Annotated in this window: 8 protein-coding genes and 1 pseudogene; 4 read left to right on the forward strand and 5 right to left on the reverse strand. The window is 66.3% G+C overall.

Going from position 1 to position 12,521, the window contains the following annotated elements:
* Positions 1-130: 130 nt before the first annotated feature.
* The gene (locus ABZV00_RS31815) at positions 131-4,231 is read left to right on the forward strand and encodes a cutinase family protein (RefSeq protein ID WP_355613097.1); all 4,101 of its coding nucleotides are present in this window, start codon (positions 131-133) and stop codon (positions 4,229-4,231) included.
* 206 nt (positions 4,232-4,437) lie between these two features.
* Positions 4,438-4,548: pseudogene (locus ABZV00_RS31820) on the forward strand (IS30 family transposase); the annotation flags it as partial.
* A 560-nt stretch (positions 4,549-5,108) separates the two neighbouring features.
* Here ABZV00_RS31820 and ABZV00_RS31825 read toward each other — a convergent pair.
* Entirely contained in the window at positions 5,109-6,038 is a 930-nt protein-coding gene (locus ABZV00_RS31825) for a hypothetical protein (protein WP_355613099.1), read from the reverse strand.
* A gap of 140 nt (positions 6,039-6,178) precedes the next feature.
* Complete coding sequence (locus tag ABZV00_RS31830) at positions 6,179-7,855, reverse strand: hypothetical protein (protein ID WP_355613101.1); 1,677 nt, start codon at positions 7,853-7,855, stop codon at positions 6,179-6,181.
* A gap of 27 nt (positions 7,856-7,882) precedes the next feature.
* Here ABZV00_RS31830 and ABZV00_RS31835 point away from each other — a divergent pair, with 27 nt between their 5' ends.
* The gene (locus ABZV00_RS31835) at positions 7,883-8,494 is read left to right on the forward strand and encodes a hypothetical protein (protein WP_355613103.1); all 612 of its coding nucleotides are present in this window, start codon (positions 7,883-7,885) and stop codon (positions 8,492-8,494) included.
* Between the two features lie 733 nt (positions 8,495-9,227).
* Positions 9,228-10,190 carry a GNAT family N-acetyltransferase gene (locus ABZV00_RS31840; RefSeq protein ID WP_355613104.1) on the forward strand — a complete coding sequence of 321 codons (963 nt, stop codon included), beginning with the start codon at positions 9,228-9,230 and terminating at the stop codon, positions 10,188-10,190.
* Here ABZV00_RS31840 and ABZV00_RS31845 read toward each other — a convergent pair.
* From ABZV00_RS31845 to speD, 3 genes are read right to left on the reverse strand one after another with little or no spacing between them, the layout of a single operon-like run.
* A complete protein-coding gene (locus tag ABZV00_RS31845) occupies positions 10,177-10,827 on the reverse strand; it encodes a hypothetical protein (protein WP_355613106.1) in 651 nt (216 codons plus the stop codon). The two genes, ABZV00_RS31840 and ABZV00_RS31845, sit on opposite strands and share 14 nt — an antisense overlap.
* A 9-nt stretch (positions 10,828-10,836) precedes the next feature.
* Positions 10,837-11,520 carry a bis-aminopropyl spermidine synthase family protein gene (locus ABZV00_RS31850; RefSeq protein ID WP_355613108.1) on the reverse strand — a complete coding sequence of 228 codons (684 nt, stop codon included), beginning with the start codon at positions 11,518-11,520 and terminating at the stop codon, positions 10,837-10,839.
* 46 nt (positions 11,521-11,566) lie between these two features.
* On the reverse strand, positions 11,567-12,043 hold the full coding sequence (gene speD / locus ABZV00_RS31855; protein WP_355613110.1) for an adenosylmethionine decarboxylase: 477 nt from the start codon (positions 12,041-12,043) through the stop codon (positions 11,567-11,569).
* Positions 12,044-12,521: the final 478 nt, after the last annotated feature.

Raw genomic sequence — 12,521 nt, forward strand, 5'->3', positions numbered from 1 at the left:
GGCCAAGGTCGGCACCGGAGGTGCCATCAACCTCTACAACGGCTCCTCCGGCACCGTCCACCTCGTCGCAGACGTTGCCGGCTACTACCTCGGCGGTTCTCCATCCTCGGACAACACCGCGCCCGGCCCGGTGACCGCGCTTGCCGCTACCCCGGCCGCCACGACGGTCGCGCTGTCCTGGACAAACCCCGCCGACGCCGATTTCGCCGGCGTGATGATCCGACGCGCCTCCGGTGCGACGCCGCCGCAGTCGGCGACAGCCGGATCGCTGGTCACCGACACGGCCCATACCGTGACCTCGTTCACCGACACCGGTCTGAGTGCTGGCACCCAGTACTCCTATGCCCTGTTCGCCCACGACGATGTCCCCAACTACGCCACCGCCGCCACCAAGACCGTCTCCACCACCGCCACCGGACCCGGCCCGGTGACCAGTGCCGCCGTCGACGGGGTCACCACCAGCGGCGTGACGTTAACGTGGACCAACCCCGCCGACGCCGATTTCGCCGGCGTGATGATCCGCCGTGCCCCCGGGGCGGCCCCGCCCTCGTCGCCAACCGGTGGGACGCTCGCGGTGCAGACCACGGGTGCGGTGAATCTGTGGTCGGACACCGGTCTGACACCGGGGCAGAGCTACAGTTACGCCCTCTTCGCCGTCGACGGGTCCCGCTATGGCCCGGCGGATACGGTCACGGTCACGATCCCGACGAGCCCCAGCCTGACCGGCACGGTCACCAATACCGCAGCGTCAGGCATCGGCGATGTCAGGGTGCGGGTCTTCGCCGCCGACGGCACCGGTGTCGCCAAGACCAGCACAGCCGCGAACGGCACGTACTCGGTCGCCGGCGTGCCCGCGGGTGCGTACACGGTGTGTTTCGACCCCGCCGGAAGCACCGCAGGCACCTACGGATACCTGCCGCAATGCTGGAAAGCTATCGCTCCCGGTGGCGTCCCGTACACCGTGACCGTGCCGGACAGCGGCGCGACCGTCACCGGGATCGACGCCATCCTGGCCACCGCAGGATCGGTCTCCGGACATGTGACTGGATCAGGTCAGCCACTCGCCGATGTCCTAGTGACCGTTTACGAATCCAACGGCGAAGTCGGCTTCGCCACCACCGATACCTCCGGGGCCTGGGCCGTGACGGGACTGCCAACCGGCACCTACACGGCCTGCTTCGACCCCAGCGACGTCACAGGGTCGATCAGCTACGCTTCGCAGTGCTACAACGGCGTGTCCACCACATCGAGCCGCACCCCGATAACAGTCACGACAGCAGCGGCAACCACAGGCATCGACGCCGCCCTCGCCCCCGCCACGCCCAGGACACAAAGCATACCCACGCCCCAGGGCGCACCCCCGGCGAACTGGTCCAGCGCGACCCAAATCATCCGGTCCGACCAACTTGGCAGCGTGCCCTGCCGGAACGTTCTCTTCCTAGCGGCCCGAGGCTCCGGCGAGTCCGGACCGGGTGGCGACAAGTTGGACCCGAACGACAAGAATCATGGCATCGGACCGAGCGTCATGACCGCGTACACCGAGTTCAAGGCCGGCCTTGCCGTCGACAACACCGTCACCGTCACCGACGCGGTCTCCGTGGTCTATCCCGCCGACTCAATCGGCACGCTTTTCAAAGGTCACGTGGCCGAATACATCTCGGGCCTCTGGACCGGGGTGATCGAGACCCGCCGTGCGCTCAATGAGCGTGCTAGTCAGTGCCCGACCGAGCATTTCGTGCTCTCCGGCTACTCGCAGGGCGCCATGGTCATGCACCGGGTGCTCAGCAACACGCCGGGACCAGGTCTGCGCACGTTGGACAATGAGGTCCTCGGGCGCATCGACGCGGCGATCCTCATCGCGGACGGCGACCGCGTCGCCGGCGACACGACGCAGGACTACGGGACCGCAAAGACCACTGCCCAAGGCATCGGGACCCAGATGGACGTTAGCGTCTCGCCGAGGAAGCTCCCATCTAACATCGGCGCCAAGACGTTCAGTATCTGCAATTTCGGGGATGCCGTCTGCGACTTCCGGGTGCCGTACTTGTGTGCTCCCTGCGCGTTAACCCTCGACATTGTCGGGGCTTCCGTCCATACGCGCTACGCGGGTAAACCGGAAGTCCGTAACGGAGCGCGTGCTGCCAGCATCCTTGTACAGACCGGCCACGCGCCACCGAAACCGCCCGTGATCACGACCCGCGATCTCCCGGCGGGACTCGTCGGAGGGTCCTACAGCACCGACTTGACCACCGCCGACCACCGACAGGGCACCTGGACGATCACCGGTGGCGCGCTACCCGCAGGCCTGAACCTGACCGGGTTCAGCATCACCGGTGCGCCCACCACGGTCGGCATCAGCGTTTTCGTCCTGACGTTCGCCGACACCAACGGATTTGTCGTCTCCGCATCGGCTTCGATCGGTATCCAGGACGGGACCGCCCAACCCCTCACATGGACGCCGGGACTGCCCGCCGATCCTCTTTCCGGACCCACCCAGGCGGTCAGCTGCGCCGACGCGTCGCTGTGCATCGCCGCCGACCAGATCGGGTATCTCCAAAGCTTCGACGGTACCTCGTGGACCCGCGCCTCAGCCGTCAAGCCGCTGACCATCGACTCCGGCGGCCCCTGGCTGACGTCGGTCTCCTGCGCACCGCGGACCACACCGAACACGGCCGGATTCTGCATGGCGGTCGGAGGAAACCAGTGGGCCGCCTTCGACGGCACGACGTGGTCCTCCGTCAAGACGGTCGCCCCCGACGGGTTGGCGCTGTCCACACCACCGCTGTCCTGCACGAGCCCGACATTCTGCATGCTGACGCTGAGCACGAACGCGTACCGCTTCACCGGCACCGCATGGTCGCAGGTGGCCGCCGTCAACGCGACCGGCATCGCGCCGACGACTTTGAGCTGCACGTCTTCGATCTTCTGTATGGCCAGCACCACCCACGCGAGCGTCGCCTGGGTCTACAACGGCTCCGCGTGGGCAGCCGTGGGGACAACGTCGGAATCTCAGGTAGCTTGCACCGCCGTCAACAGCTGTTTCGGCATCAACTCGACCGCGAACACCATCGACAGGTGGAATGGAAGCACCTGGCAGACCAGCACCACCGGCAGCGCGACAGCCCTGTCCTGCGCGACGTCTCAGTTCTGTATCGCCGTCGACACCTACGGCAACGGCAAACGCTTTGACGGGACCACCTGGACAGCCGACAACTGGGTAGGAGCCTGGTTCGTCATCAGGGCCCATAGCGGCCACGTCCTCTCCTGCGCCCGGGACCAGTCCTGCTATCTCCTGGACGCCACGGGTGGCGGGTACCAGTACTCGAACGGTTCCTGGGGCGGCCACACCTGGGTCGGCCCGTACACGGGAAACGCCAGTTCGATCTCCTGTGTCAAGACCCACTGCACGGCGGCCGACCGCTATGGGAATGTCTGGACCACCGACGACGCCAGCCTCACCTCCGCCCCACAGGTCGCGGACAGAAAAGCCCAGGGCAGCCTCTGGGGTCGGACATCGGTGTCCTGCGTCTCCGCCACGTTCTGCGCCATGACCGACATGCTCGGCGGCGCCGCCACGTTCAACGGGTCGTACTGGTCGGACGGCTACCAGGGCGATACCGGGGACAGCAGAACAGACGGACCGGTCATATCCTGCGTCTCCGCCACGTTCTGCGCCGGAGTCGACGACGCCGGGCACGCCTTCTTCTACCGAGGCTCCAACAGCTGGTCAGCTCCGGTGACCATCGACAGCCACTCCAGTTCGAGCAACGGCCTCGGTGCGATCTCGTGCGCGTCCCCCACCTTCTGCGTGGCGGGCAGCAGGTATCCGACCGCCTACGTCTGGAACGGGACCAGTTGGACCGCGACTCCCACGCCACCAGCAGGTATCAACTCCATCTCGTGCCCGAAGGTGAACTTCTGCGTCGCGGTCGGATACCAGGCGGCGATGTATTTCGACGGAACGACGTGGAGCGCCGCGAACACCATCGCCTTGGAGCAGGACGTCGTATCGGTCTCCTGCGCGACCGCGCTGTCGTGTGCCGCCCTAACCAGGCCATCGTCGAACTTCACGGGCACCGGCGGGTCCGTACTCGCGTTCAACGGCGCCAGCTGGACAGCGCCCACCCGATTGGCCACCGTGGGCGACCCGGTCCAGATATCGTGCGGGGAACCGTCCTTCTGCGCCGTGATCGACTACCAGGGCAGGGAATACTTCGGCTACACCCTCTGACGGGTTCGACAGCCGCGGGCTTCGCTTCCTCTCCTACTCACAAACCAGCACCGTCGACGCTTGGTCAATTGCCCGGCGTTTCGGCGCTGGAGCACTCAACCCGCCTGACACTGCTGCTGCACCTGCACACCGTGAGGAGGATCGAGTAGGTCGAGGCCGCGATGCGTCGCACGATCAACTCGCTACCCGCCCCGTGGCACGAACGATCACCGGACTGGGGCGCAGAAATGTCCAAGCATGCCGAGTCCACCGCAGTCACAGGCATCCCGATTTACCTCTGCGACCCCCACTCGCCCTGGCAGCGCGGCACCATTGAGACCGTTGTGACAGGCGCGCTCGCGGCAAGCCTAGGTCTCGACGGGAAAGCTGAGTAGGTCGGCGAGGCCACCTCCGGGCGCTGGCCACGGCCACGTTCAGGTGGAGCAGCACCGGCCGCAGGCCACCGACCACCGGTCCCCGGGTCGACCAGCCGGGCGCGGAGACCGGCTGCCCCTCGGTCCCAGCACCAGACCAACATCGTCGAGGCCTGCAAGCCGTAGCGTGGTTGCGGCCTTGGCAATGACCTGCCGTTCCGCGGTCAGTCGCCTGGCCCCGTGCACCCCCTGTTGCTCCGACCACCCCTGACGGCGACCTGAGCCCGGCAGACCCCGCCGGACGACGGTGAACACTGACGGCGGCGTTAGCCAGGCGGCCGACACGAGCCCGGGGTGAGGCAGCTGCGGTCGGTCTCGGTGAGGGACGAATGCGGTGCTGGTTCGGCTGCGCAAGGAGAACGCCAAGCCGACGATGTAGCGCGATCGGTCTACTTCGATGGGTGGCCATCGTCGCTGCCCGCTCAGCGCGGGGACAACACCGCGACCATGTCGCGCAGGGGTGTTCACCACCAGCGGCGCCTGACCTTGATCTCGCGTACGGGTATCTCGGAGGGGTGTAGGGGGCGTTCGACGACGGGTCGGATCGTGTGGGGTGTGATGCGGTCGCGTTCGTGTTCCTCGGCGAACCGGGCGGCCTCTTCGTGTTCGCCGAGGTTGTCCAGGGCCTTGAGGAGGTCGGTTATCAGGATGTCGAGGCGGTGGGTTTCGGCTTCGGCGGCGAGGAACCGTTCGTGGTGGGTGACTGCCCGGTGGCCGCACCACTGGCGTAGTAGTTCGTGACGGGGCCGGTCGTGGCGGCGGTACCAGTCGTACTCCCGTTCCGGTGTCGTCGACCGGCTGTCGCGGCCGACGCGGTAGTCGTCGCCGAACTTGCATTTGTGGCGGGACTGGGCTTCCTGCTCTATGACGAGGTCGAGGACCTGGGTCGGATGGGCACGGCACGCGGCCTCGACCAGTTGGAGGGTGCCGGCCGGCGACAGGATGGTCCGGCCGTCGTGGTCGAACCATTCAGCCGAGGCGAGGATGTCGTCGATCGGGCCGCCGATGATCTCGCTCAGCCGGGCCCTGTCGTGGATGTCGGTGGCGCATGACACCGGGGACCAGAGCAGTTCGGCTACGTCATCGCTGATCAAGAGGCCGAAGATCTCCTCGATGCAGGCTTCCTCTGTGCGATCGAGGCTCAGATCGTTGATGCGTTGCCAGTTCGCCATCAGCGCGTCGAAGGTCCCGACCTCGCTCCACGGCACCCGCAGCCGCGACCCGGGGACCTTCTCCACCCGTTCGTCGGGGTCGTCGAGGAATCTGATCTCGAGGCGGGCGCTGTTCTTCTTCGGCTCGACGGCCAGGATGCGGACGCGTTCGGACGGTCCGTGGTCCGATTGCCGGTACGCCCATTCGTCGCCGACGGTGAAGCGGGAGGGGTCGATTCTCATCCAGCCGTCCTTCGGGTAAGCGTCGCTTGTTGCGTGGTACCGGGTCGTGCTGGCGGTTCGCGCGGCGATGGCGGCAGGTCCCGGCGCAGGCTCGTGCGCATCCGGCCGGAGTGTGGTGGCGGTTGAGGTGTCGACGCACTTCAGGCGCCGCGGTCGAGCAGCCCGTGGTGCCACGATTCGGCCTGTCGGCGGATGCCGGCGTGGGCCTGACGGTCGTGATCAGGGCGGTGCTCCTTGCGTGGTCCGTGGGGGCTCCAGTCACCGAGGAACGGGCGCAGGTCGTCGGGTCCGGGTTCGGGGTTGTAGTCGATGTCAGCCAGCACACGGGGACTGCGGATGGGGTCGATCCGGTCGGCGGCGGCCCTGCCCCACGCGACCCAGCTGGCGAGGTACCCGCCGGCGCCGGTCCGCCCCTCCGCCGCTTGTTCAAGGGCGGTGCAGAACGCGCGGATGTCAGCTGCGGTGGTCCAAGCCTGGTAGGCGTTGCGGAAGGTTTCCGCGCGGATGTTGTCCGCGGCCCGGACGCGGGCGTCGGCCATCGCGGCGTGCCATTGCGCGAGGGTGGCCTCCTCCTGCCGTCTGCGCTCGGCCGCGGCTTCCTCCTGCCGCCGCCGGTGCTCGGCCGTGGCCTTCTCCCGCGCGGCTTCGGCTGCCCGCCGTTGCTGTTCGTCGGCGGTGACGCCAGCCTCGAACCCTTGGATGATCTGCGCGACGCGCTGTTCCAGACGTACGCGTGCGGTGTCGGTCCAGGTGTCCCGGTTGTCGTGTCCGGCCCGGGCGTTCTCCAAGCGGAGCCTGCCGGAGTCGACGACGTCGAACTCCGCGGGTTTCATCCACGGCCGCAGGCGCAGCACCTTCAGCTCCTCGGCGGTGGGTTCGTGCGGGACTTGGTCGCGTTCCTCGGTCAGGGTGACCGTGCGTCGGACCTGCCCGGCCTGGAGGAACATCCGCGGGTGTTTCGTCTTGGTGTTGACCCCGAGCCGGTGCCCACGCCGGGCCGCCTCGCCGGCGAGCTGCCGGATCAGCAGCAACGCCCGGGGCAGTAGGTCCGAGCTGACGGCGAGGTTAGTCGGATCGGCTTCGAGGGCGCTGAACGCCAGATGCGGGTCGGTGGTGACACGTCGGGTGTTGAGCCGGATCCGGTTCCAGTCGGTCTCGTCCGGACCGGCATCGGTGTAGAGGCGGATGACGATGTCCCCGGCGTCGCGGCCAGTGTGGCGCAGATGGTGACCCGATGGCACAAGTCCCTGCTGCTTGAACGCGTGAATGATCCGGCGGTACCGGGCCCGCGTTCCACTGTCGGGACTCTCGATACGGACCATGCCGCCCTCGTGCTGTAGGCGCTCGAGCAGTTCGCGAGCCGATCGCAGCAGGTCCGCCGACGAAGCGTCGCCGGCGATGCCGCCGGGCGCCGGCGTCTCGGACCGCGGGAGGGAAGCACGGTGGTCGGGATCATCAGGATGGTGGCCATGCTCAAGGTAGAAGCGCCCGGCGTCGGTCGAGCACGCCCTCCACACCCCTGCCTTGCGTGTCACCGTCACCAGGTTCCGGTCCTGGAGCGCACGCGCCGACCGCCGGTACTCGACGCCGTCCGGGCCGCTGAGGTCATCGCCGCCGTGGATCCGGCGAAGCAGGTCGAGCTGCCGCTCATTGAGCGAATCCCATCGCCGCATCTCCAGACAGTAAGGGGCCAGGCATGCTAGATGAAGCTGACACGGCTGCACGTGGCGTTCCGTACCGGCAGAGCCGCCGAACCGGCCCACTGCGCCTCGTCCTGCAAGGGCACTCCCAAACCAATTGGTGCTCGGGTTGCGCACCTACGCCGTACAAGCAGAACAACCACGGTGGACCCTTCAGCCCGCGCATCGATCCGGCAGGGGCTCGAGGACGCCGCTAAACTAAAGGAAACGGGCCTCAAGACAAGACTCGACTCAGGCCGCCCGTTGTGGGATTGCCTCAAGGACAGCTTCGCCGAGGCCTTCGACGCGAATATCGACAAGGTCGGCTTCGCCCGCGAAGTTGTCAGTCATCTCAACGACATCCCACGTGACGGCCGACGCCCAGCAGAGGTTAAGACCCTGGAGGACAATTTCATTGCGCTCTTGAGCGACCTGACCGACCTGCTCGAAGACGCCGCGGTCAGCGAAACCCAACGCCGTCGCGAGAAGCGCATGGGACGCATCGTCCGCGGATTTCTCGACGACTATCAAGACGGCGCAAGTCGCACTGTCGCCGACAGCCGCCTGCGCGAGATCGAGAGCAGCCTCGACGACTCCGCCGCCCACGACGACCTCAGAATCAAGATCGCGGCGCTTCGGCGAGACTTCTCACTCCGGACTGACCCGACGAGGACCATCAGCGATTTCCCGACTTTCCGGCAACGGCCTGAAGACCTCACTCGCCAGGAACGCCTCGCCAACCAGGACCCCGACATTGACATCGGCCCCGGCTATTAGCCCCAATGCCGCTCAGTTAGTTGCCTGGGTCGGTCAGCACCACCCGGCACGCGCAGTCAAGCTCGCCACGCTGCTGGCCCGAACTCTTGCGGCACCGTAAACTGACGCAGCGCGGCAACTTCACGGGATCTCGGCAAGGGACGCATCGCACGACCGAAGAAGGTCCTGAGCAGGACTTACGCTTGTTCTGCTGATCTTCGGCAAGCGAGCACAGCAACGCCCATGTGCGACCCACTAATGTGAACACGGAATAGGAAGCCGCAGGTAGTGAGCCTCGGGGTACAGATAGAGCGTCGTCTTAGGAAACCGATGCTCTATCCCCTGAGCTACGAGGGCGCGAGGGACTAGTCTAGCGACCTGGGGGTTCACCTGGGGTGGCAGGGAGTGGCCCACGTTCACCCACGTCACCCGGACCCCTGTTCTCCCAGCCCAGGACCACACCCCGAGCACACGAACCCGGTTTGCGACCGCGGTTGGCTGCGGTGACCCGCGTTGGCACCGGCTCACCCGGGTTGGCACCCGCTGGAGAGCGCACACCGCGCACATCATCGAAGATCACGATGTGCACTCCCTCGGCCCGGGACCCCGTTCGGCCGGCCCGCAGGTTCCCGCCCTCCCCCGGCTCCCCGCCGCGGTGGTCCGCGGGGATCGATTCGCGCTGCAGGCGCTCCGACCGACGAACACGCCGAACGGCGGTCCTGCCCGGTCAGGAAGTGGCCGTATCCTGACAGGCGTGGATCCGGCTTGGAGGGCACGAGCGGACGGCCTTCGTGACGTGGCCGTCACTCGTTGGAGAAACCTCGACCCGCTGTTGCCGAAGCGTCCCGAATTCCGCGTGGAAACCACAATGATTCCCATCAGCGACAGGCACGGCAAGCTGACCGGTCTGGCAGACGTACGAGAGACAATTCGAGACGCTGGCTCTCTGGATGCCACCTGGGGTCCCCTCGAACAACTGAAGGTGCGCGCCCTTGTCGCACCCCCCGAGGCGCCAACCGCCCTGGACGCGATACTCCGAGAGTTGAAGCAGACAGCCGGCCACGACGAACGGCACTTCTCGACCGATTCCTGCGTCACCTTGACCTGGCCTAGCAGGGACGACGGCTGCGCACCGGTCCTGGCCGCCCACGGCTTCCATCCCTACACCGTTCTGGCCGTCCGGCCGAAGGGGCGCTCCACGCAGTGCGAGTCGCTCACCGAATGCGACGTATCGATCAGAAGAGCCGAGCAGCGGGACGGTCAACGAGTCGCAGACATGTGGACCGAACTGATGACATACGACGCCTCGTTCGGATCAGTAGTCCTCCGGCCTCGCACGGCGGCGCTCCTCAGAGAGGAGATCGCGAGGGTCCTGGAGACCGGCAGCGCCTGGATATGGCTGGCCGAGCGCGGTGGAGAGGCGGTTGGATTCGTCAAGGTGTCGAGCCTGCAGGCGAGCGGGTGGATCGAGTCCTATGTCGACGCCCACCGGCCGGTCTACCTGGGGTCGATGGGCGTCGTGTCGAAAGAGCGGGGCGGCGGCATCGGAACGATGCTGGCGCGCGCGGCACACGCCCACCTCGACCGGGAGGGCATAGGGGCCACTTTGCTGCACTACGCGGTGGCCAACCCTCTGGCCGCCCCCTTCTGGAGCCGAATGGGTTATCGACCCCTGTGGACCACGTGGCGGGCGCAACCGATCTCTAACCTGACGTGAGCCGGTGACCCGAGGGAGAAGCCACCTCGTCGGTCACACGGGTGTTCTCCTCCGCCGCCGGCGGTGCGACAGGCATCATCGCGAAGAGTTCGCCGGAATACCAGCTCCGCCTGTGCGACAGCACGAACCTGAGCCCGGGCAGCTCGACGAAGAGATCCTTGATCCAGTCGTTCAGCGACGGCAATCCGTCTGCCCACGCATCAGGCATGGCCCTCCGTCGGAGAAGCTCGGTGTCCAGGATGTCGAGATACGCCTCGGCTAGGAGCTTGGAACCCAGTGACGGTTCGCCGTCACGATGAAGTTCGGCGTACTCCTCCTTGAACTGGAGTGAGAGTCGGGTGATCTCCAGAATTCGCGAGGCCGTAGCCTCGAAAGCACTGCTTCCCAACGATCGCCGGACATCCGAGATCTGGATACCGACGAACACGATGCTCGCGAGTGCGACGATACCCACTATCGACTGCGAAGCCCAGTTCAGCTGCTCCAAGGTCGAGGTTTCCTCGCGCTGGAAGGCGAGCACCAAGCCGACAACGGCGGCAGCGAAGGCAGCCGCTGACAGCAGCACGTAGACGGCCAGCAGAAGAGTACGGCGTGTCGTTCTTTTCGGCAGCAATCGGCGGACACTCTGCGTCACCACGCCCTGCTCCTATCTGTAAAGGTTCTCCCCGCCTCGCATCGGCTCCTCGAGAACACGGCTCGGATCGATCCGTCGTATGTGCAGGTTCTGAGACCGCATTCCCTCGTCGTTGGTGCCGTCGTAGGTCTGCAGCTGGTCTTCGCCGACAGACAGGATCCGGCATCCGTTGTCGGACACGAACCTCTGCACCGACACCCAGTTGTGATTGACCCAGTCGAGGTCTTCGTTAGCGGGCATGACGACGATGCCCTCACAGGTAGGCGTACACAACTGGAGGGCCTTGCTCACCCAGTACCGCAGCCCGTGCCCACCGTTCTTCGAGGAGAACGGGGGGTTGATGTAAAACGCCTCGGCCGGCTGGCCGGCCTCTCGCTCGATAGACCGGATGTCCGAGACGACAACCCGGTAGTTCCGCAGGCTCAACCTGCTCGCCCAACCGCGCAGGCTGTCGGCGACTCGCGGGTCGACCTCATAGACGATCACCGCGAGGTCAAAGAAGGCTGCGGCGATGACCGAGACGTGGTCGTCGTCGCCGAGGAAGAGGACGCTCCTCCCCTCGAAGATCCTGCCGACGGTCGCGCCCTGATAGGCGAGGCTCCCAGATTGCATCAGGAACTGTTCGAGCGACGGATCGTTCTCCGGCCGACGAGGCGCGATGTGATCGGCGAGCCTCGCGGCCGTCGCATATCGCACCGCATCGGTCCCCGCGCTCAACCTGCCCTCGCCCGGCATGTGGCGCTCAAAAGTAAATCTTGTGACAGCGGAGGCTGGTGGGGTTGAACAACTCGACGAAAAGGTCAGCAAGCCGCACCGGATCAACTCCGCGCTTGTGGCAGGTGACGATGTCGATGTTGATATAGCCCTTCTCCGGCCAGGAATGGAAAGCCAGGTGGCTTTCCCCGAGGATGTACACGCCGGAGATCCCGGGGTCGAACGTGTGAAAGTGTGATTCGACGAGCGTCAGCTGGAACGTCCGGCACAGCTCGTCACACAGCCTCTCGAGGACTTCCTTGTCGCTGAGGGTGTCGGCGCTGATTCCGACTCCCTCTATGATCGTCTGCTGGACGAGCGGGATGTTCTCGTCCCACACCCCTTCGACCCGATCCGAGAGGTTGAGGTCGAAGATCCGCTTGCCGTGGGGAAGGCTACGCCGAGGTGCGAGGTGGGCCTGGGGTCGCGGTTCGGCCGACTCGGGCCTGCGGGCTCTCGGCGTCACTGGCGATCCTCCCTGATCTGCGCGACCTTCCGAAGCTGCATCGCCAGTGTTGCACGCCTCCCCAAAGCAATGAAACAGCTCAGTGGACGGGCCGCGGCGGCCTTGGGCCAGCGAACTGCCAATGATCGGCCACTCTTTCGGCAGGTCGGGCAGATGTCGGTGGCTCAGCCCAAGAGGGCAGTTCTGGAGCACCCCCTCATCGGGCTCGCTGGTCCGGGCGCTCCTGGCTGAGAGACGTCACGCACCAACGAGGGGTCGAATCCGTCGCCATACCGCTCGCTCCAGACGAGGTCGCGGATAGCGCCGGCGCCGATCCATGCGTCCGGCAGGCCGGAGTCCCGAACGACGCCCAGCGCGCGGATCAGCCATGAGCTGCGCTGGACGGGTCTGTTGCGTTGCCCGTGTTCAAGGACCGAGGCAGGCTTGACGGGTGAAGCGGTCGAGTCCTCGTCGTCCCTGGTCGCCGCCGCCGAAGTCG

The organism is Micromonospora sp. NPDC005173 (assembly GCF_040608515.1).
Classification (GTDB): Bacteria; Actinomycetota; Actinomycetes; order Mycobacteriales; family Micromonosporaceae; genus Micromonospora.

Excerpts from the sequence above, each read along its gene's own strand:
- ABZV00_RS31825 (WP_355613099.1), bottom strand. The coding sequence starts at position 6,038 with ATGAGAATCGACCCCTCCCGCTTCACCGTCGGCGACGAATGGGCGTAC.